Source organism: Brumicola pallidula DSM 14239 = ACAM 615 (assembly GCF_000428905.1).
GTDB lineage: Bacteria > Pseudomonadota > Gammaproteobacteria > Enterobacterales > Alteromonadaceae > Glaciecola > Glaciecola pallidula.
Genome location: NZ_KE386814.1, coordinates 252652 through 275770 on the forward strand (window position 1 = coordinate 252652; position 23119 = coordinate 275770).

The 23119-nt window shown below is 42.4% G+C and carries 20 protein-coding genes; 7 read left to right on the forward strand and 13 right to left on the reverse strand.

Translation table 11 applies throughout. From position 1 onward, the window contains the following. The first annotated feature begins 87 nt into the window (after positions 1–87). Positions 88–969, forward strand: a complete 882-nt coding sequence (locus tag G399_RS0111975) for an alpha/beta fold hydrolase (protein ID WP_006013880.1) — start codon at positions 88–90, stop codon at positions 967–969. A 26-nt stretch (positions 970–995) separates the two neighbouring features. Here G399_RS0111975 and G399_RS0111980 read toward each other — a convergent pair whose 3' ends face one another. Both G399_RS0111980 and G399_RS0111985 read right to left on the reverse strand, forming a co-directional pair. Further along, positions 996–1934, reverse strand: a complete 939-nt coding sequence (locus tag G399_RS0111980) for a hypothetical protein (RefSeq protein WP_006013882.1) — start codon at positions 1932–1934, stop codon at positions 996–998. A gap of 133 nt (positions 1935–2067) precedes the next feature. Further along, positions 2068–2244, reverse strand: coding sequence for an SEC-C metal-binding domain-containing protein (locus tag G399_RS0111985; RefSeq protein ID WP_006013884.1), 177 nt, complete (start codon positions 2242–2244; stop codon positions 2068–2070). A 388-nt stretch (positions 2245–2632) separates the two neighbouring features. Between G399_RS0111985 and G399_RS0111990 the strand changes: the two genes are divergently transcribed. Further along, entirely contained in the window at positions 2633–2842 is a 210-nt protein-coding gene (locus G399_RS0111990) for a hypothetical protein (RefSeq protein ID WP_006013886.1), read from the forward strand. Positions 2843–3286: 444 nt separating this feature from the next. Here G399_RS0111990 and G399_RS0111995 read toward each other — a convergent pair whose 3' ends face one another. From G399_RS0111995 to G399_RS0112030, 8 genes are read right to left on the reverse strand one after another with little or no spacing between them, the layout of a single operon-like run. Continuing rightward, a complete protein-coding gene (locus G399_RS0111995; protein WP_006013891.1) occupies positions 3287–3628 on the reverse strand; it encodes a DUF6488 family protein in 342 nt (113 codons plus the stop codon). 23 nt (positions 3629–3651) lie between these two features. After that, positions 3652–4179, reverse strand: coding sequence for a hypothetical protein (locus G399_RS0112000; protein ID WP_006013893.1), 528 nt, complete (start codon positions 4177–4179; stop codon positions 3652–3654). A gap of 19 nt (positions 4180–4198) precedes the next feature. Continuing rightward, on the reverse strand, positions 4199–4894 hold the full coding sequence (locus G399_RS0112005; protein ID WP_006013895.1) for a HupE/UreJ family protein: 696 nt from the start codon (positions 4892–4894) through the stop codon (positions 4199–4201). Next, positions 4887–8036, reverse strand: coding sequence for an efflux RND transporter permease subunit (locus G399_RS0112010; RefSeq protein WP_006013897.1), 3150 nt, complete (start codon positions 8034–8036; stop codon positions 4887–4889). The genes G399_RS0112005 and G399_RS0112010 overlap by 8 nt, the downstream gene beginning before the upstream one ends. A 9-nt stretch (positions 8037–8045) precedes the next feature. Continuing rightward, positions 8046–9281, reverse strand: coding sequence for an efflux RND transporter periplasmic adaptor subunit (locus G399_RS0112015; protein ID WP_006013898.1), 1236 nt, complete (start codon positions 9279–9281; stop codon positions 8046–8048). Between the two features lie 11 nt (positions 9282–9292). Continuing rightward, positions 9293–10606 (reverse strand): TolC family protein, encoded by a 1314-nt coding sequence (locus tag G399_RS0112020; protein ID WP_006013900.1) that lies wholly within the window; start codon positions 10604–10606, stop codon positions 9293–9295. Between the two features lie 10 nt (positions 10607–10616). After that, complete coding sequence (locus G399_RS0112025) at positions 10617–11591, reverse strand: M56 family metallopeptidase (RefSeq protein ID WP_006013902.1); 975 nt, start codon at positions 11589–11591, stop codon at positions 10617–10619. Then, entirely contained in the window at positions 11578–11976 is a 399-nt protein-coding gene (locus tag G399_RS0112030; protein WP_006013904.1) for a BlaI/MecI/CopY family transcriptional regulator, read from the reverse strand. The genes G399_RS0112025 and G399_RS0112030 overlap by 14 nt, the downstream gene beginning before the upstream one ends. Before the next feature lie 319 nt (positions 11977–12295). Between G399_RS0112030 and G399_RS22575 the strand changes: the two genes are divergently transcribed. From G399_RS22575 to ung, 5 genes are all read left to right on the forward strand, one after another. After that, positions 12296–12448 (forward strand): transposase, encoded by a 153-nt coding sequence (locus G399_RS22575; RefSeq protein WP_244877403.1) that lies wholly within the window; start codon positions 12296–12298, stop codon positions 12446–12448. A 1706-nt stretch (positions 12449–14154) separates the two neighbouring features. After that, positions 14155–16620: a bifunctional aspartate kinase/homoserine dehydrogenase I gene (gene thrA, locus G399_RS0112050; protein WP_006015470.1), complete on the forward strand. Its 2466-nt coding sequence runs from the start codon at positions 14155–14157 to the stop codon at positions 16618–16620. After that, positions 16620–17573, forward strand: coding sequence for a homoserine kinase (gene thrB, locus G399_RS0112055; protein WP_006015471.1), 954 nt, complete (start codon positions 16620–16622; stop codon positions 17571–17573). The genes thrA and thrB overlap by 1 nt, the downstream gene beginning before the upstream one ends. Before the next feature lie 101 nt (positions 17574–17674). Next, entirely contained in the window at positions 17675–18958 is a 1284-nt protein-coding gene (gene thrC / locus G399_RS0112060; protein ID WP_006015472.1) for a threonine synthase, read from the forward strand. 21 nt (positions 18959–18979) lie between these two features. Then, positions 18980–19714: a uracil-DNA glycosylase gene (gene ung, locus G399_RS0112065; RefSeq protein ID WP_006015474.1), complete on the forward strand. Its 735-nt coding sequence runs from the start codon at positions 18980–18982 to the stop codon at positions 19712–19714. Between the two features lie 169 nt (positions 19715–19883). On the opposite strand, the gene G399_RS20655 is transcribed toward ung, so the two are convergent. From G399_RS20655 to tal, 3 genes are all read right to left on the reverse strand, one after another. Next, positions 19884–20060, reverse strand: coding sequence for a DUF3545 family protein (locus G399_RS20655; protein ID WP_006015476.1), 177 nt, complete (start codon positions 20058–20060; stop codon positions 19884–19886). A gap of 173 nt (positions 20061–20233) precedes the next feature. Further along, positions 20234–21883, reverse strand: coding sequence for a glucose-6-phosphate isomerase (gene pgi / locus G399_RS0112075; protein WP_006015478.1), 1650 nt, complete (start codon positions 21881–21883; stop codon positions 20234–20236). Positions 21884–22138: 255 nt separating this feature from the next. Continuing rightward, positions 22139–23092: a transaldolase gene (tal, locus tag G399_RS0112080; protein ID WP_006015480.1), complete on the reverse strand. Its 954-nt coding sequence runs from the start codon at positions 23090–23092 to the stop codon at positions 22139–22141. Positions 23093–23119: the final 27 nt, after the last annotated feature.

Consider the following 23119-nt stretch of genomic DNA (forward strand, 5'->3'; position numbering starts at 1 on the left):
GTTTATTCTTTATATCTTAGAACGTCGACAACACTACAATAATCAGCATGACTGCGGCGATAACAAAATTCAACAGGCGAGACATTCATGACTACTCATGCATTTGGCGAAAACAGTACGTATACTATCCCAACCAAAAACAATGAGGATCTCCTCGTTCGTAAATGGAATGCAGCAGAGACACCTAAGGGGATCATTATCGCGATCCATGGCGGAATGGCTCACTCTGGAGACTGGAATGTGGTGGCGCAGTTCTATAATCAAAAGGGGTATGAGCTGCATGCCATAGACCTTCCTGGCCATGGAACCTACGCCGAAATAAATGCGGGTAAAAGAAACTTACTTGATATTGAAACATTTGATGTTTATTTACAGCATATTCATGATCTCGTTAACGCTTCACAAAACGATACTCAGGATCTTCCAATCTATATTTTTGGCCATTCGATGGGTGGACTAATCGCTTTGCTATATGGGCTGAGTTTAGGCAAAAACCAAAAAAACATCCGCGGTTTTGGAATTTCTTCACCTTGGCTCAAGAATAAGACGGGTCCACCTATTCCAGTATTTATTGTAAATATACTTGCAAAATTTCTCCCCACTTTGCCAGTTTCATTAAAAATTGATTTGAGCCAGTTGACTCATGACCAAGCAGTTTTGAAGCGACATCAGCAAGACATCGACTCTGGACTGCGAGGCGGATTTGCCACTCCTCGTTTCGCCAATGTCTCCAAACAGGCTCAAGCGAAACTAGCAATAGAACTCTCGAATTGGGCAGAATATCCTCTTGCTGTGGCTATTGCTGGAATGGATCATCTGGCAGACGCTCAGTTTGCTAAGACTCAAATGGACCTCATCCAGTCACCGCTAGCGCAATACCGTTATTATGAAGATAACCTGCATGAGAACTTTAATGAAATAAACCGAGATGAGGTTTTTCAGTACCTTTTCGACTCACTTAACATGTAATCAGAAGGTAATGAAGAGAGCGCCCCCTAGACCTTTGACTTAAAGTTTATAGGCTTAGATAACTGCAGGACTCTTTTCTTAGATGCTTCATCAATCAATATGTCATTTGCATAATTCTCAAGGACCGAATTGATTGCTTTTAAATGAGGCATCAAAAGTGTTTTGTCTTTTGCTTTAATATTATAGTGGTTTATGGTTCTTAGTAATTTTATTGAAGCACTATTTACACTACTATTTTGTCTCGGGGTCGGATTGTCATGAGGAGTCGCGAGCCCTAATTTCCGTATGACTTCTTGCACCACATCACCTTCATATTGAAATACTGAAATATTATTTATACCAAACACTGTTTGGCATTCTGTAACGAAGCCTTGATAGTCTAAATGTTGAAAAAACCAGTTGATATTTAACATTTCAGCAAAGGATAAGTCCTTGCCATAACATGGGTTGCCGACAACTTGGGGGTTGCGAATACATTGCTTATAGTAACTTTCAATAAAACCTAAGGGTTCACGAAACCACACCCAGACTTCAATATCGAAGAGTTTACTCAACTCACCTAAAATATCTTTTGATTGGCTGGGAAAATCCCACCAGTAATTATAAATACCTTCAGATGACAATATAATGGTGTGGGTGTCGTTTTTAACTTGTGAGATTATATTCTTAAAGTTTTCTAGCAAGCTGTCCAAATTTACCGTTACTAAATTCTTCTCAAACCATTGGTGTTTTGGTGCTGCGGTATTCTGTAATTTATCAAGATTATGTGGATAAAGGATCCCTTTTCCTCTGAGCTTACGTTGTTTTTTATCAAGATAGGTTTGCAAGCTAGTGGTGCCAGTTTTTGGTGTGCCAACATGGATGACCAGCTTGAGTTTCTGGAGTTTAAGTTGCTCTAGTGATTGCTTAAATGGTGCTAATAACCCAGTTAATTCTTTAATAAAATGAAGCTTCGATTTTTCCATCTCGATATATAAAAAACCTTTAATTAGCGCGGTTCAAAGAGTTAGCTTATTCTAATCTGAGATATTATTACTAGTCTGTAAATGGCCTTACTCAACATTTACAGAGATACCTAAAGCATAAACACTGCGGCTCTTACTTACCGCAACATTTCTTGTACTTTTTAGCACTACCACAAGGGCATGCATCGTTACGGCCGATTTTAGCGCCTTCTCTAATAATCGGAGTTTGTGGCTCGTGATGATGGTGATGGTTGCAATCTGGACCATGAACATGACCTTCGTCGTCATTTTTTTGCTGTTTGCTTGGCATATTTTTTCCTGATTAAATATAAACTATCTTTTTTTTTTCATAATAACAGATCGGATAAAAATCAAAAAAGAATTAAGTCAGATAATTTCAGATGATGGGGAGTATTCGCAGCTTTTACAAAAGATATTTACAAAAGATATTTATAAATTGCAGTAATAAAGAGCAGTAATAAATAGCAGTAATAAATTGCAGCAATAAATTGCAGCAATAAATAGCAGTAATAAATAGCGCTGCATTCGGTCAATCAGTAGAGTATAAGAGGGGATGTAAAACAAAAAACCGAAGCAATTTGAATCTGCCACTAAACATTGACCGCCTATGCTGATTCTTCTGTGAAACACAGTCTGTAACTAATTAAGATATAGGTAGATTATAAGGAAAATAGTAAATGAATAGTGTCTATAAATTATACTTAGCTATTGGGTTTTTAGGCGCTATTAGTTTTTATATATTCAGCCAAGGTGATACTAATATTGAAAAGGATACTTTGAGTGAAAATAAAATTATAGAGAGCACTCAAGGACTAGAGCCACAAAAAACGTTATATTTTCTAATAAAATGCAAGATAACGACATATGTGATGATTACCAAAGAATAACTAAAGAAATCGACAAAGACCGAGAGTTCACCCTGATATTGTTGAAGAGTTAATAAAAAAGTTTACTGGCAGTATTAATAGAGTTTGGCTAGAAAATAACAGAACTTACTCTTTACTTGCAGCAGCGACGTAAACACTTCAGTTTGAAACACTTCAGTTTGAAACACTTCAGTTTGAAACACTTCAGTTTGAAACACTTCAGTTTGAAACACTTCAGTTTGAAACAGTAAAGAAGCTAATAGATTTTGGTGTTGTCTATGAAATGACTGGAGACCTTGGCTTGCTATATCTTATAACTGTTCCGCAGAACGCGAAAGAATTTGAAATAGCAGAAATCACTTTTTTACCTCCCACAAAGCAGTCATAAAAGTATGTTGACAACCAATACTTCATCCGAGTCCGAAGCGACTAAATAAGCTTTGGTAATAGTCTCATTAACTCAATTCACTCTTGCCCACGCTTAACACCAAGCACTTTTCCGTTCTTCGCTATTTCAACGTAGATAACGTTAGTGTTAGTGGCGTTTGTGGCCCTGACAATAAATGTTTTATCTAATTCCTGTATTAGACTGAAACTCGAATCAGTTAACGACTTCCAACTTGCATCAAGTTTACCTATATCATAGCCTAAGTCCTTAAACGTAAGCTGTTTGACCGATTTATTGGCAATGCTGAGTGCCGTTTCACTGCTGATGATGTCATGGCCCTCATGGGCTATGGCAAAGCCTGTTCCTATGCATGTAATTAAGAATACGGTGGATATTGCTGTGCGTATCATTTTTTTCATTTCTGCAATCCTCTGTTTATTTATTATTTAAGACCAATGACTTCATATTGCCCTTCAACGATCAATTGAATGGCAACGGGCTTGTCACTGTTGTTCTTCCAATACCATCCATGCGAGCCCGCAAACGGTGAGGTAAAGCTACCTTTCATTGCGCTTAAAGTTGCGATTGCGTAACTCTCGAAATACCCCGTGGTATCTCCTTGTGGCTCGCCGTGCAAATCAAAGTAGAGCGGCTCACCGTCGGTTATCCATTCGTAGGTCATTTTTTCATACTGAGCCATTTGAAATTTATACTCGATACCTTTACCCGCAGGCACGGTCACTTCAATCACCTGCTGTCCTTGCTTTGCGTTAACTATAATATCAGCTTTTGACTCAGCTTCATCGTCGTGGTGGGCTAATGCTGTTAAACCCAATCTATGACCAATGTGAGTAGGGTCAATGTTGTATTCTGCTGGCAGAATAAAAACAACAAGGACAATTAGGGCGATTATCGTGGCTACAATCGTCGATTTAAGTAGTGTTTTAGTGCTAACTATAGGTGGTGTCATTGTGTTTTCTCGTTCATTGTTAAGATAAATAATAACCGGTTAATTGCAGCCCAACTAACATTAAGCCGGCGCTCATAAGCATGGTGTTAGTGGTGATCGCAAAGCGTTGGAATGAAGGTGACTTACGCCAAAAATTAATCGCAATGACGATGAACGCGAGTGCCATGAATTGGCCAAGCTCAACGCCAATGTTAAACGCAATCATATTGGCAACGAGACCGTCTGAGTCCAATTCGAATTCTTGCAGTTTGGTGGCTAATCCAAAACCATGAAATAGACCAAATATTAATACCGCGAGCTTCGTACTTGGCTGTTTACCCAGCAGTCGTTTAAACCCGCCTAGGTTATCAAAGCCTTTATAAATAACCGAGAAACCAATAATGGCGTCAATAAGATATGGATTAACCTGAATATCGCCAAGTACACCCCACAGCAAGGTAATACTATGGCCAATGGTGAACATGCTGATATACAGCAACACGTCTCTGCTTCGATACAAAAAGAATATGACACCCACTAGAAATAAGATGTGGTCATAACCCGTAAACATGTGTTTTGCACCAATGTAAATGAAGGGAATAAACTGAACCCCTGTATTTTGCTCCAAGAATACGCGCGTCTTGTCGTCAACACCGTGGGCGAGTATGTCAAACGACATACCCATCAACGCCACGGCAAATAACAATGCGGTAAAACGTAACACCTGACTATGCATGAGTATGCTCCTTATTAATTACGTCATGGTCGTACTTATCTTTGTGTAATATACGATATAGTGCAGGTACAACAAACAAGGTCAGTAGCGTGGCTGAAATAATCCCACCAATAACCACCGTCGCAAGCGGTCGTTGAACCTCTGAGCCAATGCCTGTGTTGAGAGCCATAGGAACGAAGCCCAAAGAAGCGACCAAAGCGGTAGTGATAACGGGGCGTAAGCGCGTGATAGCGCCGTCAAATATAGCCTCTTCCAGTGGGATCTTTTGTTTGCGAAGATCACGAATAAACGACACCATAACTAAGCCGTTTCCTATCGCAATACCCGATAGCGCGATAAACCCCACAGCCGCTGAAATGGAGAATGGAATATCGCGAAGCAACAGCGCTGCAATGCCACCCGTTAGGGCAAGTGGCACGCCGGTAAAGATGATCATGGCGTCTTTAAATGAGCCTAGAGCGAGTATTAATAATCCAAGGATCATGAACAAGGTTACCGGCACCACAATCGACAAGCGCTTTGAGGCTGATTGCAGTTTTTGATATGTACCGCCATATTCAAGCCAGTAGCCCGCAGGAATATCCACGTTTGCATTTATTTGGGTTTGAATATCGGCAACAAAGCTACCTAAATCACGACCTCTAACATTCGCGGTCACCACTACCCGTCGCTTACCGTTTTCGCGGTTCACTTGATTTGTACCTAGTAACATCTCTAGGCTAGCTAACTCTTGCAGCGGCACATAGTGCCCATCGGGTAAATGGATAGGCAAGCGATACAGGGCATCAATGTCGCTGCGCATGCTCTCTTGCAAACGCACCACAATGTCTGCTCTAGCATCGCCTTCATAAAACTTGCCGGCTACGCGACCGCCCAATGACGTGGACAGTTGCTGCTGGATGTCAGCTTTAGAAATGCCGTATTGTGCAAGCTTCTCAAGTTTGGGCTGTATGGTTAGCATAGGCAAACCGGTGGTTTGCTCCATTTGTATATCGGCAATACCCTCTACACTACCAATCGCATCTTGGATGCTACTTCCTACTGCGTCTAGTACTTCAAAATTGTCGCCAAACACTTTGATAGCCAACTCTGCTCGCACGCCGGACAAAAGTTCATTGAAGCGCATCTGTATTGGTTGTAAGAATTCATATCGATTACCGGGTATCGGTTCTACTAATGCGGCTAATTCTTCAATGATTTGATCTTTAGGTTTATTGGGATTAGGCCACTGGTCGCGTGATTTTAGGATGATAAAGTTGTCGGCAACACTCGGCGGTACCGCATCGGTCGCTACATCGGCGGTGCCAATTTTGGAAAATACGCGTTCTACTTCCGGCATTTCCATAATGCGTGCTTCCAAGCTTTCTTGAAGTGCAACCGCTTGACTTAATGATGTACCCGGTATGCGCAGTGCATGCATGGCAATATCACCTTCATCTAAGTTAGGCACGAATTCGCTACCAAGTCGCGTAGCTTGGTAGCCCATAATGCCCACCAAGGCGATGGCAGCAATCACCACGAACCATCTGGCTTTAATTACCCAGCCAAGTGCCGGTCTATACAAGAAGGTAGCACCACTCATAATGTAGTTGTGGCGTTCTTTGACCGGCTTTTTGAACAATAATGCAGTCGCAGCGGGCACAAACGTGACCGATAATATAGTTGCACATAATAATGCAATAACAACGGTGGTAGCCATGGGGTGAAACATCTTACCCTCCACGCCTTCAAGTGCGAAGATAGGAATATACACAACGGTAATAATAAACATGCCAAATAAGGCGGGGCGTATGACTTCTTTTGTGGCCGTAAATACAACTTCCAAGCGGTGCTTTAACGCTAACTGCTGGCCGTCGCGATTTGCGTTACTCGCTTGACCTAGCCGACGTAAGCAGTTCTCCACAATAATAATGGCGCCATCCACCAATAAACCGAAATCCAGTGCGCCCAGACTCATTAAATTAGCACTCACCTTAGTTTCTACCATGCCCGTGATCAACATCAACATCGTGATGGGGATAACCAGCGCGGTTAACAATGCAGCGCGAAAGTTTCCCAGCAATAGGAATAACACAACGATAACTAACAACGCACCTTCCGTTAGGTTAGTTCTGACCGTGTTGAGCGTTTGGTCGACGAGTTTAGTTCGATCATACACTGCGGTGGCGATGATCCCTTGGGGCAGTGATTTGTTTACTTCCTTTAGCTTCTCGCCCACGGCATATGCTACCGTGCGACTATTTTCACCAATGAGCATAAACACGGTACTCATGACGACCTCTCGTCCGCCCTGTGTTGCTGCGCCGGTGCGCAATCCATGCCCTTCGCTTACATTGGCGACGTCACTGACGCGGATACTAGCGCCGTCTGTAGTTTCAATTACAATACGTTTCAGTGCATCTATATCTTCAATTTGCCCGGGTATACGGATCAACCATTGAGCACCATTTTTCTCAATGAAACCAGCACCTTGGTTGGTGTTATTATTCTCTATGGCACGAACGATATCAGCCTGTGTAAGACCAAATGAAAGTAATTTTTCAGGTTCAAAGGCGACCACTAACTCGCGCTCAAAACCCCCAATTGGATTGACTTCAACCACACCGGGCACGCGCATTAACTGTGGACGAATTACCCAGTCGTGAACGGAGCGTAAGTTCATCGGCGTAATCAACTCACCGTCTTTATCTCTCGCATCAGGCAGTGCATCAACCGTGAACATGAATATCTCACCAAGCCCCGTCGCTATTGGACCTAACTGAGGTTCAAGTCCAGCGGGCAGTGACGATTTAGCTGATGAGAGTCGTTCATTAACCAACTGGCGAGCAAAGTAAATGTCGGTGTCATCACCAAAAATAGCGATAACTTGAGACAAACCATAGCGTGAAACCGAGCGCGTTCCTTCAAGGTTCGGTAGTCCAGCTAAGGCAGTTTCCAGTGGATAAGAGATGCGTTGTTCTACTTCCAGTGGAGTATAACCAGGGGCGTCTGTGTTTATCATCACCTGAACGTTGGTAATGTCGGGCACGGCATCTATGGGTAATTTGGTAAAATTCCACAAACCCAGCGCCGAAACGCCAAGTACTAACACCATAATAAAAATGTTGCGCTTGATGGCAAAACGTAAAATGAAATCTAACATGCAGCGCTCCTAGTGATCGTGTGATGCGCCGGATTTTTCAATATCGGCTTTAATTATGTAGCTATTATCAGTGACGTAAACAGTCCCTAAATCGATGCCACCTAATACTTCGATCCACTCACCCGCTTCACGGCCTAATTCAAGCATTCTAACTTCGTACTCTTCGCCTACTTTTGCATACACGACGGTGAAGTCCCTAAAGCTTTGCAACCCGATCCGCTTAACGGCGAGTGGTACCTCAAATGTGTCCACCTCTATCTGAGCACTCACAAACATACCTTCATTTAACTGACCATGGGTGTTGTCTATTTCTGCTAACAACAAGCGTGCTTGATCGTCACGCATAGGCAGTCTGGCGCCGTTAATAACGGAGGGGAATGTGCTAGCTTGACCATTTATCGCTAAGGTGACTGGTGCAGCTTGTTTAACCAAAGGTGCATCCATGGGGAACACGGCCAGTTCAGCAATAAGTTTGCTTATTTGCGTGACTTCTAAGAGGGTCCGTGAGCCTGTTTGCTCACCGGTATTTGCGTGCTGTTGACTGATGACACCGGCAATCGGTGATTTAATTTGGAATGACTGCAAGCTTTCGTTGCTTTCGATTGTGACGAGCAACTGACCTTCTTTAATCGTGTCGCCTAAACCCACGTGCATGCGTTTGATTTCACCTTCAAATCGGGCCTGAATAGTGCGCTTTGCATTAGCCGGCAATACGAGTTTGCCGAACACCTTAACGGTTTTATGCAACGTGGCCGAACCGACAGTTTCCGTTTTAATATCCATGGCTTGTGCGACTTTTTCTTCAATGAGGGTACGACCTTCAAAGTTATCGTACTGCCATGTATAGTTTTTGCCTTTATACTGCGCGCTAACGGACACGACAAAAGAGTGAGGTTCATAAATTACCGTATCGCCACGTAAATAATCGTCTTCTGCTTTAAAATTGATATCGTCTACAATGCCGCCTAAGCGCGTTAGTTTTATATTTAAATCAACCTGTTCAGGGCTTAACAGCTTATCGCCTTGTGTCACGTAGATACGAAACTCAGGGGGCACGCCGCTTTCAAATATAGTCAGCTCGACCGCAAAATCACCGTCGCGCAATAGTCTGCCCCCATGTATTCCTTTGTCTGGCTCAGCTTCTTCGCTTATCGCGGTGGAAGCTGCCTGTACGGCATTGGATGTCAGCGTAAAGGCCGTCCCTAGTTGACACAAAAACACTAAAATAACGAGTCGTTTATTCATCTTTTTCTCACTTAATTGGAAAGGGTGGCACCCGTCAGGCGCTGAATTTCGATATGTTGAAGGTGGATGGCTTGATAAGCATCCAGTAATTGCGCTTGCGTACTTAACAGCTCTTGTTTAATGGTGGTCCACTCTAAATAGCCGATTCGACCAATGTCATAAGCATCACTCGCCTGCATGGAGGCTTTCTCTAATAGGGGGATCACTTGCTTGGTTAGCGTATCAATGACATGTTTACTGTGTTTCATGTTTTGCAAAAGTACAAACAGCTGGGTATTTAGTGCACGCTTTAGCACCTCGCTTTGACTTTGATACTCAGCTTGCTTGGCCTTAATTACTTGCACTTCACCCATGCTGCGCCCGTCATTGCCAAATGGAATAGAAATACCGGCGACCAAACCAAAATCATCACTTGTTTCATAGCGTCTTATTCCTGCCGACACCTGCCATTTTGGTCTGGCTTCGATACGAGTAAGCGCTATTTCTGATTGCGCGATGCGCTGCTGATTAGCAAATGCGAGCAGCGCAGGATGCTCATTAAGCTTTGCTAACTGTGCTGATAAATTCTGTATAACGGGTACTTTGAGTAAATCGCCACGAAGTGTGTATCTGTCTGCTTCACCGCCCCATTGCGCCATTAATTTGTAGCGACTGGCCTCAAGTTCGTGTTCGAGATCTTCAACTTCCAAGGCTCTGCGAATTAATTCAGACTCTGATTGAAGTTGCTCAATAGATAAGCTTTTCCCTGCCATGACCTTTCGCGCAATGACTTTTAGTACCTCATTAGCTTGTTTTTGGGCAAGTTTGGCGAGTTGCAATCTTTGATCTAAAATCAAGGCGTCAATGAATAGTGTGGCCGTTTGTGCAGCGATATCTAAGGCTTTTATTTCGATGTCAAAATCAACCTGTGTTGCGGCGATTTTGGCTGCATTCACACGACTTTCAATGGCTCTTTGCTCAAGTACCCAGCCAATGTTCAAGGTGCTTTGCGCCGCGCCAAAATTACTGTGTTCGCCAGTGCCCATGGCATCTTCAATAGTAAAGCCAATTGTTGGTCTCGGTAAAATCGTCGCTTGTTTTACCCTCGCATTTAGCGCATCACGTTGATAAGTGAATACGGCCATTTCCGGATGCTCAGCAAGCGCAAGACTAATGGCTTCAGATAACGCTAAGGTTTCTGAATTTACGTTATTTTGCGATAATGCTTGTTGTGGAAACAACATTAAGCCTAGGGTGAGTTGAAGACATAAATATCTCGCCCTTTTATTCAAAAGCCGAGCTGCAATCGGTTTTAAGATTAAGTGAAAATGAAACAGATTTTGCATGGTTTAGTCCTTAAGAATGGGTAAAAACAGATTCAACAAGGTGATGAGTGGCATCTACCGCAACAATGGTTACGCAAAGCATAATTAGCATTACCGCGACGGGAATAATCATCGGTATTGATTTTTTTGTGGGTTTTAGCAATTGCTGTATTCGCAGCGTAATATCATTGGCACCAAAATAACTCAGATATAAGTTTGTATCCTTAGCTGGCAGTAACTTTTGTAATTTAACGACCTTTAGGATGGTTGCAGCAACATCTTCCGCTGAATGTTTTAACACGGTAGATTGGTCGGCTGCGTGCTCGGTCATTAATCGATATTTCGCGTTTAAAAGCAGCGCTAGCTTTTTCGGATAGTAAGCTGACAAGCACGCAATTAATAACATAAATAGCGGATCTTTATTGCGGGTATGGGCTAGCTCATGCTCAATCACAATATTGAGTTCTGCGACACTCAGTTTATCAATCAGCCCTTGTGATATGTAACAGGTCGGACGCAATAGCCCGGAAGTAAACGCGGTGGCAACATCGCTGTCTATTATCAATATTTTTTGGCCATGGTTAGTGAGGTGCTCTGAGCTTGAAAAGTGTTTTAATGTATATAAGGCATTACCTTGTCGATAAACTTGCGAACCTTTAATAACGATTAAGCCCACACTAAATACGATAAAAAGAATCACAGTGACGCCGTGCCAACTATTTAATTGGAAAACGTAAAGGTGATGCCAGTGTGCAAGCCGTTCAATCCGAGCATATAAAGCAGTTTGTTCAAACAAAGGGCTAAAAATAAGCATGGTTACTAAGCCTAAGAGCCATGGGCCTAATAGCCAAGTCCAAACCAACATTTTCTGTGACGAGGTGGAATACAAGCTAACAAATCGTCCGAATAAAAACCAAGTAAAAGATAACAATAAAGCGCCAACGAAAAACCCAAGTAGGGCAATTGCCATAAGATTCAGGGCAAGCGCTAAGTCACTTATCAGCATTACTTTTACTCTGCTTAAGTTGGCTGCGTTGGATCTCTATCAACTTCTCTAATTGGTCAAGCTGACCTTCATCCATGTCTGATGACACTGAAGAGAACGCAGCAACAAGACTGTTTTCACCTTGACTGATAAAGTCACTGGCAACGCTATCAATTAGCTTAGCGATTAATTCTTCCCGTTTTATTTTTGCGCGGTAAAGATAAGCGTGGCCCTGCTTTTCGCGACTTAACAGCCCTTTTTTGAAAAGGCGTTCCAATGCGCTTTGAACAGTATTAGGAGAACTGTCACGCTGTTTAGCGAGAGCCGCATGCACCTGTTTGGCATCGACATTGGGCGAGGACCAAAGATATTGTAGGACCTGTTTTTCGAGTTCACCTAGAAACATTTGAAATACGTACTGTTAATTTAGAGATTAAACATATACTGCCAGAACGAAAACCGATAAGCAATCGGTTTTATAATATGGAGTAATTGATGGGCTGGTTGATCATAAAATATTTAATAACCGCAGCTATTATTGTTGGCGTTTCTGAAGTGGCTAAGCGCAATGAAAAGTTAGGCGCTTTATTGGTAACTTTACGGGCACGAGCGAACAGCCTGGCAAGATGGTGAAACAAAAGTCCGGCTTAAATCGTGCCATACTCGATCAGGGCTGGGGAGAATTCAGGCGGCAGCTGGACTACAAGGTGGCATGGAACGGTGGTATGCTGCTTGCAGTGCCGCCGCACCACACTAGCCAAACATGCCCGTGCTGCGGGCATGTCAGTAAAGACAATCGACTCACGCAAGCACAGTTCCTGTGCGTCGATTGTGGTTATGCAAATAACGCCGATGTGTCGGCGCGATCAATGTTTTAGAGCGAGGATATCGCTTGTTAGCCTGTGGAGAGTCGGCGCAGTCAGGCCGCTCTGTGAAGCAGGAACCCACCGAAGGTAGGGCGCAGAAGTTGCTTTCACCCGCAGGGATCCCCGCCCTTTAGGGCGGGGAGGATGTCAAGCTGGCAGTCGTCCTAAGAAACTTTAACTTGGACTTAATGACATAGGAATGCACCTCCAAAAAGCAGGCAATGATGGGTGTTTTTTCCTTTTTGGGGAGGCAGTATAAACGCATATTGATAAACCGAACTACTCTAAGTCGGGTTAACGGTAACTGCTATTATAAATAAAGTATTGTGGCCGAAAACTCGACTAAAAAGCTACCGTAACCTAGCGCTATTTGTATCCGAAACGTGTGCGCTCTTGCCCCATACAACTAAAAAATTTTGCGACAATTTAGCCGAAAACCTGCTTAATTGAACGAAATCCGAATGACCATAATTGGCACCTACTTGCCCGTCAATAAATTAGTGGAACCTTGCGCTTTGGGTCCATGCCGTGTGAAAACTAATTTGCGACCGTTGACAATGCGTCGCTTTGTCAACGAAACAAAGGAATTACCCGCAAAGGACCATTTATATTGATTGTAGTGAAGGTTTTTAAGGGAAAATTAAAGACAAAAATCCATGATTTGGAGTTTTCACACGGCCTGGATCGAAAACGGCTATTAAGATAGATACTAGTTATAGGCACACAATCGCACAACAGCCATCAATACTTCATAAAAAATAAAATCAGATAAATACTGTGCAGTTGTAAATTTCACTTCATGGTCCATAAGTGTCGTTTCAAACTTTATCACCCAGTTTCAAACATTAATACACAGTTTCTAACTTTAATACGATCGCACGCTACTGCTTAGTTGCATTTATAGAGGGGATAGTTGAAAGATTCGACTTGGGCAAGCCAGTTAAACGTCGCTAGTATCCTCAAAGGAGATTGTTTGCTTGACCGTTAAAAGAACATCGAAAAGATGAACGATGCCAATTCACGAGCCTGTAACGTATTCTGTGTAACTGCCATTATTTAACTCATTGGGATACTAATATAACACCTGAAATTAAAGGAATGTAAGGCAATTCCTCAGGCACATTATTTTCTAAAACAACATAAAATTGGAAAATTTGTTTAGTTTCTAAAAATAAAAATTATTTATTGAGTAACTTAAATACAAGGAAGTCCCAAATTCCCACCTCAGATGACAGATTTTGTAAGTTGATATGATGCTTATTTTCTATAATATTTTGTTTTTATTAAAATTCCCAAAGTTGAAAGAATTCCCAAATTAAACGATGTTGAACACATAAATATTCCGTTTACCCTAAAATCAAGGTTGACATATAGACGTCTATACGGCAAATTAACGGCATAAAATAAAAATAAAACTAACGACAAGAAAGTTAAACTGAGAGGGTTGAACTACGCATGGTTAACATTGCACGAAAAAACGGCAATACAGCTACCCGTGCTAGTGACAAATTACCTCGCGCAGCCTTTAATGCTGTGAGTCATATTGTAGCAATTATCATCACAACGAGAATAATGCAAACAATGACCAGTATGATGATTACCATGCCACTGAGGGGCCGTCGTTAGCTTTTGTACATTAAGCAGTTAACGAAAGCCCGCCAAAAGCGGGTTTTTTTGTATGTGGCAAATATAAGCTCATTTGAGTATAGGAGAGATACATGAAGGTTTTAAAGTTTGGTGGTTCGAGTCTCGCAGACGCAACTAGATATATGCGCGTGCTAGAGATTAGTACCGATACACACCAAACAGAAGGTGCTGCCGTCGTGTTATCTGCACCCAAAGGGGTGACTAATGCTCTTTCGTTACTATGTGAGCAAGCGCAGTCAGGCGCTGACTACGGCGAGCTTTTTGCAAAGTTAAACATGACCCTTCATGCGATTGCCGATGATTTGAACGAGAGCCTAGATAATTTTTCTTATCAGCCCCTTAGCGATTTTATCACTGAAAAGTTATCAGTGCTTGAACAGCAACTTAAAGGTATTGCGCTATTAAAAATATGTCCTGATCAAATCACGGCAGCCATCTTGAGTTTGGGTGAATATGTTAGCGTGCGTATTTTTAGCGAAATTTTAAATGCTAAGGGGCTCAGCAATAACATTATTGACCCTGTCGATTATATTATCGCCCACGGTGATTATCTTGACAGCATTGCCGACTTAAGTGCCAGCAAAGCCCGTTTTTCTGATGTCGATACCAGTGGCACCTCGCTCATCATCATGCCTGGTTTCGTTGCGATCAATGAACTCGGCGAAAAGGTCACACTCGGTCGTAATGGTTCGGACTACTCTGCCGCAATATTGGCTGCCTGCATTGGCGCTAGTTGTTGCGAAATTTGGACCGACGTTGATGGTGTATATAATGCCGACCCTAATCAAGTAGATGGCGCTGTTTTACTGGACAAATTAACTTATCAAGAAGCTATGGAACTGTCCTATTTTGGTGCTAAGGTACTGCATCCAAAAACCATCGGTCCTATTGCTCAATACAGCATTCCTTGTTTAATCCGTAATACCTTAAATCCAAGTGCACCTGGTACCTTAATTAGCCATGAAGCCAGTGAGAAATGGACAAGTGTGAAAGGAATTTCTCACCTTGAAAATGTAGTGATGTTTAATATTGCAGGGCCTGGTATGAAGGGCATGGTTGGCATGGCTAGCCGGATCTTTGATGTCATTTCCACGGGTAATATTTCAATTAGTCTTATTACCCAAAGTTCATCTGAATATAGTATCAGTTTTTGTATTCAAAATAAGGACGCCGACCGCGCGTTAGAGTTGTTAGAGGACAGCTTCGCGCTTGAACTCATTAATCAATTACTCGAACCAATTGAGGTGCGCCGAGAACTCGCTATTGTCACCTTGGTTGGTGATGGTATGCGACAGTCACAAGGGATGGCGGCAAAGTTTTTTGGCGCATTAGCACAAGCTAGAGTGAATAATGTGGCAATTGCACAGGGTTCGTCAGAAAGGTCAATTAGTACTGTGATTGAAAACTCGAAAGCCAAGAAAGCGGTAAAGGTGATACATCAGAACTTCTTTACTAAAAAGCATACCATTGATGCATTTTTGGTTGGGTGTGGCAACGTTGGTCAGGAGTTACTTCGGCAAATCGCACAGCAACAACCGGCGTTGATGGCTAGAAATATTAGGCTAGAAGTATTTGGTGTCGCTAACAGCCGAAAATTGTTACTGAATAACAGTGGCGTTGATTTAAATTCAGATTGGAAAGCTGAGTTAGAAAAGGCCGATGAAGCATTCTCAGTCGCTCGTATTCATCAGTTCTCGAATGACAACAGTTTAGTAAACCCTGTGATTATTGACTGCACGAGTAACGAGTCGATTGCAGACTTGTATGTGGAAATGATGAATTCAGGTTGCCATGTTGTTACGCCGAACAAAAAGGCGAATACGGCATCCATGGCTCAATATAAAAAACTGCAACGTACTATGCAGAAAACTAACCGACAATATCTTTATGAAACCACGGTTGGCGCTGGCTTACCAGTCATTGATAACTTGCAAAAGTTAGTTTCGGCGGGTGACGTGCTAGAAAGTTTTGAGGGTATATTATCAGGTTCACTGTCTTACGTATTTGGCAAGCTTGATGAGGGCATGAGCTTATCCGAAGCAACCTTAATAGCGAAAAAGAATGGCTTTACTGAGCCTGATCCCCGCGACGATTTATCCGGCATGGATGTGGCGCGTAAACTACTTATTATGGCGCGTGAATCCGGCATGGAGTTGGAACTTTGTGACATTGAAACCGAATCTGTTTTACCGCCTAACTTCGATGCTACGGGCACTATTGATGTATTCTTGGCTAATTTACCGTCTTTGGACGCAAACTTAAAGGCCAGAGTAAATAGTGCGAAAGAGGCAGGTAAAGTGTTGCGTTATGTCGGTTCAATTAAACAAAATAAATGTAAAGTCTCTATTCAAGAAGTCCCACTTAACCATCCCTTAGCAACAGTAAAAGACGGTGAGAATGCACTTGCTATTCATAGCAAATATTACCAGCCTATTCCGTTTGTTATTCGTGGCTACGGTGCTGGTGCTACAGTGACAGCTGCCGGTGTATTTGCTGATGTGCTTCGCACCATGCCTTGGACTCAGGATTTCGGATAATGACGGCAAAAACAACAAAAGCATTTGCACCCGCATCGATTGGTAATGTCAGCCTTGGTTTTGATTTGCTAGGTGCAGCATTGCAACCTATCGATGGCACGCAACTAGGTGACTGGGTTGAGGTAACCGACGCTAGTGCTTTTTCACTCAGTGTGGATGGCAACTTTGCTGATAGACTGCCCCCTGGCATTGAAAACAATATTGTGACCAAGTGCTACACTTTTTTTCAAAACAAATTAACATCTATACATAAAGCGCAGCTCAACGTTAAAGTGCATTTGCACAAAGCACTGCCTATCGGCAGCGGATTAGGCTCCAGCGCGAGTTCGATAGTTGCTGCTTTTTATGCACTAAATGAACATGCGGGTAAGGCATTTTCTGAAGATGCTCTTTTGACTATGATGGGCGAATTAGAAGGTCAAATTAGTGGTAGTGTGCATTACGATAATGTGGCACCGAGTTATATCGGTGGACTTGTCTTGATGACAGGCCAGGCCTCACCGATTGCGGCTAAACTGCCGTGCTTTGACAACTGGTATTGGGTAGTGTGCTATTCTGGTATTACGGTGTCGACGGCTGAAGCTCGGCGATTGCTACCTAAGCAATATGCCTTATCTGATACCCTCGATTTTGGTCGTCAACTTAGCGTGTTTGTACATTGCTTATATACCCAAAACGAAACGTTAGCAGCAAAAATGATGACCGACGTAATTGCTGAACAACACAGAAAAGTGCTACTGCCTCGCTTTGATGATGCGCGCGAGGCTTGTATGAGTAACAATGCATTGGCATTCGGTATTTCCGGGTCGGGTCCAACGGTTTTTGCTATTGCCAGAGAACTTGACGAAGCAAAAACTATGCAGGCATGGTTAGAAAAAGAGTATATTCAAAACAGCGATGGCTTTAGCCATATTTGCCAGTTAGATGATAAAGGCACAACTCTTATCTCCTAAGCCATTTAATTCTAAAGAATGAAAATAGCGAAGACGGCACCTAACGATAACGTGCATTACTAATTAAGCCATTAGCCGAATAAATAACAAAGGTTTTAGACGTGAATTTAGTTAATTTAAAAGATGCGAGCGATAAAGTAAATTTTGCCGAAGCGGTAAAAAAAGGCTTGGGTAAAAACCAAGGGTTATATTTTCCTGAGGAAATCATTCCTTTTGAGAATATTGATGAAGTGTTGGCTTTGCCATTTGTTGAAAGAAGTATTCGTATACTCAAGCAACTTATTGGTGACGAGTTACCTGAGGAGCTGCTGAGCAAAATTGTCACTACGGCATTTCAGTTTGGCGCGCCGTTAGTGAGTGTGACTGAGAATATTTATAGTTTAGAACTTTTTCACGGTCCAACACTGGCATTTAAAGACTTTGGCGGGCGTTTCATGGCGCAAGTCTTAGCCAATATTAGTAAAGGTGAGCCAATTACTATCTTAACGGCAACCTCAGGCGATACCGGTGCTGCCGTTGCCCACGCATTTCATGGCATCAACAATATTCAAGTTGTGATCTTGTACCCCAAAGGCAAAATTAGCCCGCTACAAGCAAAACTTTTCACTACGCTTGGTGGTAATATCCACACGGTTGCTATCGAAGGTGACTTCGATGGCTGCCAGCAATTGGTGAAAGCGGCATTTGACGACCCTGAAGTACGTGATGGCTTACACTTAAATTCTGCGAATTCAATTAATATCAGCCGTCTGCTTGCACAAGTTTGTTATTACTTTGAAGCAGTTGCGCAACTACCTAAAAAACAACAAGACAAAGCCGTGTTTTCAATACCCAGCGGTAACTTTGGTAACCTAACAGCAGGTATGATTGGTAAGTCACTAGGGCTGCCAATTAAGCGCTTTATTGCAGCGACTAATTTGAATGATACTGTGCCGCGTTATCTGAAAACGGGTGAATGGACACCAAAGTCCACGATAGCAACGATATCTAATGCAATGGACGTTAGTCAGCCAAATAACTGGCCACGTATTGAAGCGTTGATTGAACAGGGCTACATAGATAAAGACAGTTTAATAGGCGAGGCGGTTGACGAAGAGTACACCCAGGTAGCTATGCGTCAATTAGCAAGCTTAGGCTATGTTTCAGAGCCTCATGCAGCTATTGGATACCGGTCATTGTCACGCTCTTTAGCTGGCGATGAAGTCGGCGTGTTCTTGGGTACAGCTCATCCTGCTAAATTTAGAGAAACGGTTGAAAATGTCTTGGGGCAACCCATTAGTTTGCCGCAACCGCTGGCTGACTGTGTGGGTAAACCAGACTTCTCTGTGGATATCGAAAATAGCTACGAAGCACTAAAGTCGCACATGTTTTCTATTTTAAAATAAGTAAGTTTAGGAGTGGCTTACATGCAGACTTGGGAGACACTTTTTGGTATTAATAATCTGCAGCAAGGCATTGCAAAGAGCGTTAGCAATGAGGTGGATAAAAGCAATACAGCAGCGCCAGTAAACGCGTCCTTGCGCGCAGGTATGCAAAGTGCTCTGAGTCATGTTGAGGATCAGCGTGCTGCTGGCAAGGTGATTTTCCCTGTGCAGGCTGATGTATTTAACGCTTTCAAATTAACTACACCTGAAAATTTGAAAGTAGTGATTTTGGGACAAGACCCCTATCATGGCCTAAATCAGTCGCATGGCTTATGTTTTTCGGTTTTAAAAGGGAATACAATCCCGCCCTCCTTACGTAATATATACAAAGAACTCGCCACTGATATTGCTGATTTTGAAAAACCTGAGCATGGTAACCTAAGTCATTGGGCTCAGCAGGGCGTATTACTCCTAAATACGGTGTTAACGGTAGAGCAGGGACACGCTAATTCACATAAAAATGTAGGTTGGGAGCAGTTTACTGACGGCGTTATTTCGATCATTAGCAGTGAATTTGATAATGTCATTTTCTTACTGTGGGGTGCTCCAGCACAGAAAAAAGCGACGCTAATTGATAAAAATCGTCATACTATTTTGACCGCTGTTCATCCGTCACCCTTGTCTGCATATCGAGGCTTTTTTGGGTGTAGGCATTTCAGTATGACTAACAGGATTTTAAAGTCATTAGCGAAGCAGCCAATCGATTGGTTGCCTTAATAAATACTGAGGTACACTTTGTAAAAATCAGGTGATTTAGACTTTGACTTTACTTAAATCCGCTTTGTGCGCTTATTAACGAGACTAGTCGAGTGCAATAACAAATTAGTTGAGCATAAAACAAAAATGCCACTCCAAGATGTAATCTGTGGAGTGGCATTTTATGTTGTTATCGCATCATTTCGTTTAATTCGTTCTCTAAGCTAGTATCCAAATCGCATAATTCTCTGTCGAGTTTATACTTGTCTTGGATAGCTTCAATCTCTCTCCATTTTCGCTTCTTGCTCTTAGTTTTAACTGGACGGGACTCTGTATCGATTATTGACATTAACTCGGCTCTTTCCACGTGTATCTCCTTATCGAAACCGTTTACTACATAACCAACTAACTCAATGAAGAGCATCTACCCTCAGCGCTCGTACTAATATGTACCATAGGCGTTGCAAAATTAAAACACATTAATTAACTATTTGTTAACCTGCAGTTGCATTTTCATGACATAAACGGCGACTTATTTTACTATTTATTCTTTTGAGCCTGATTAAATTGAGCAATTAGTGCCGCCGTTGAGGCGTCTAAATGTTCATCACTCTTGTTCCCTTGAATGACATTCAATACATCGTTACCCAACACTTTACCAAGTTCAACACCCCATTGATCGAACGAGTTCACATCCCAAATAGCCCCCTGAATTAATACTTTGTGCTCATATAAAGCGATTAGCGCGCCCAATGTTTTCGGATCGAGTTGCTCAAACAAAAGCGTATTACTGGGTTTGTTTCCCGGCATTGTTTTGTGCGCGGCTAACTTTACGCGTTCTTCATCAGATAAGTCTTTATCACCTAAGTCTCGATAGCACTCTTCAAATGTTTTTCCTTGCATCAAGGCTTGAGTTTGACCAAAACAGTTAGAAGCCAACATTGCGTGATGCGTGTCATCTTGATCCAATACTTTAATCGGTAACATGAAATCAGCAGGGATTGGCAGGTTACTTTGGTGAATTAACTGGTGAAATGAATGTTGACCGTTGGTGCCTTCACCCCCCCAAATAATAGGGCCTGTGCCGTGGTCAACCGTCATCCCATTTTGTGTGGTTGTTTTGCCGTTACTTTCCATATCGAGTTGTTGAACGTAGGCTGGAAAGCCTCTCAGATAATGATAATAAGGTAATAACACATGTGACTGTGCACCCATGAAATTACGGTACCAGACACCTAATACGGCCAATATCACTGGTAAATTTGACTCAAAGGGAGTTGTTTTGGTGTGCTCATCCATTTCGTAAGCACCTTGCAGCACTTGCCTGAAATTATCAAAACCAATCGCAAGGCAAATAGGTAAGCCGATTGCAGACCAAAGCGAGTATCTACCACCTACCCAATCAGCCATAGGAAATACATTGTCAGCAGCCATGCCAAAGTCAGTTGCGGCTTTTACATTTGAGGACACCGCTACAAAATGTTTAGCAATATCAGTTACAGTCGCACCTTGCTGTAAAAACCATGCTTTTGCGGTAAGCGTGTTTTGCAGTGTTTCTTGGGTATTAAATGATTTGGATGACATTACAAATAAGGTTTCTTCAAAATTACATTCGGATAGAACGTCTTGAATATGGCACGCATCAACATTGGCCACAAAACGCACATCCAACACTTTATTTTTATACGGTTTAAGTGCTTCTGTGACTATTTTTGGACCAAGGAATGAGCCGCCAATGCCAATGCAAACTACTTTTTTAATTGGTTTCCCAGTGCAGCCTTTGTGCGCGCCAGATTGGACGCTTTGTGTGAACGCTTTCATTTTATCTAAGGTGGCTAAAACACTCGGCATGACGTCTTCGCCATCAACCATCACTTTGTTACCAGAGAAGTTTCTTAATGCGGTGTGCAATACAGCACGATGTTCAGTGGTATTAATAAGACCACCAGCAAACATAGCATTAATTTTATTACTCACCTGACGTTGTTCAGCAAGCTCAAAAAGCGCTTTTAATACCTCTTCGGTAACCCGGTTTTTACTGTAATCAAGGGTAATTCCGCAAGCGTTAGTTGTGTACTCGCTTGCACGATTTTTGTCGGCAGCGAACCAGTCTCGCATATGTTGGCGTTTTATACCGGTTGAGAGTGCTTCGAGGGTTGACCATGCTTGAGTATGACGAATACGTTCCACGATTGAGTCTCCAATTTTTTAATTTAGCCTAACGATAACCACAGAAAAGACACACAAAAGGCACGCAAAACGCAGATTAACAGCAATAAAAGCTGAGTCTGATTTACGCGTGCCCTATGCTTTCAAAACGCAGCAGGGTGATCCTGTAAATTGCCTGCTACGTTGTTTCGTTGCGAACACAACATGCTTGTTTATATTGGACGCAAGTGAACACAGTTGCTGTAAAAATATCAAACGCTAGAATGGCATTTGCGTTTATAGCATTTTTCCTAGCAATATTTCTAACTTAGCTTGGTCCGCTGCAAAGTTACGAATACCTTCTGCTAGTTTTTCAGTTGCCATTGCATTTTCATTCATATCCCATCTATATTGGGTTTCTGATATTTTATCACCGACATTTTTTACCTTGCCATTATCCATCAAATAAGGTTTTACTTCGCCCTGTGTGTTATGCAATTCTTCAAGTAACTGTGGGCTAATAGTCAAACGGTCGCAGCCAGCAAGGTAAAGTATTTCGTCGGTGTTTCGGAAACTCGCACCCATAACGACCGTCTTATAGCCATAAGATTTGTAGTAATTATAGATTTCAGTCACAGAAATAACGCCCGGATCTTCATCACCGACATACGCTATTTTACCCGTGCTTGCTTTGTACCAGTCTAGGATTCGGCCAACAAATGGGGAAATCAAAAATACACCCGCTTCAGCACAGGCTCTGGCTTGAGTGAAGCTAAACAGTAATGTTAGGTTGCAGTTTATGCCTTCTTTTTCCAAAATTTCGGCTGCTTTTATACCTTCCCAAGTAGATGCAATCTTAATCAATATACGAGACTTGTCGATACCAGCATCGGCGTATAATTTAATCAGTTTATGCGCTTTTTTTAGGGTTGCTGCGGTATCAAAACTTAATCTAGCGTCTACTTCGGTTGAAATGCGGCCAGGAATAACACCCACAATCTCTTTACCAATCGCAACGGCAAGTTTGTCACCAGCATCGTTAAGCTGTTGTGCGGCGTTATTTGATTGTGTCTTTGCCCACGCGACAGACTCTTTAATTAATTCAGCGTATTGAGGCAATGAAGCGGCTTTTAGCAGCAATGAAGGGTTAGTCGTGGCGTCTACCGGTTGATATTTTTTAATCGCCTCGATATCCCCGGTATCAGCAACCACCGTTGTTAGCGTGCGCAATGATTCAAGTTGTGTTGTCATTTTTATGCCTTAGTTTAAATAATACGT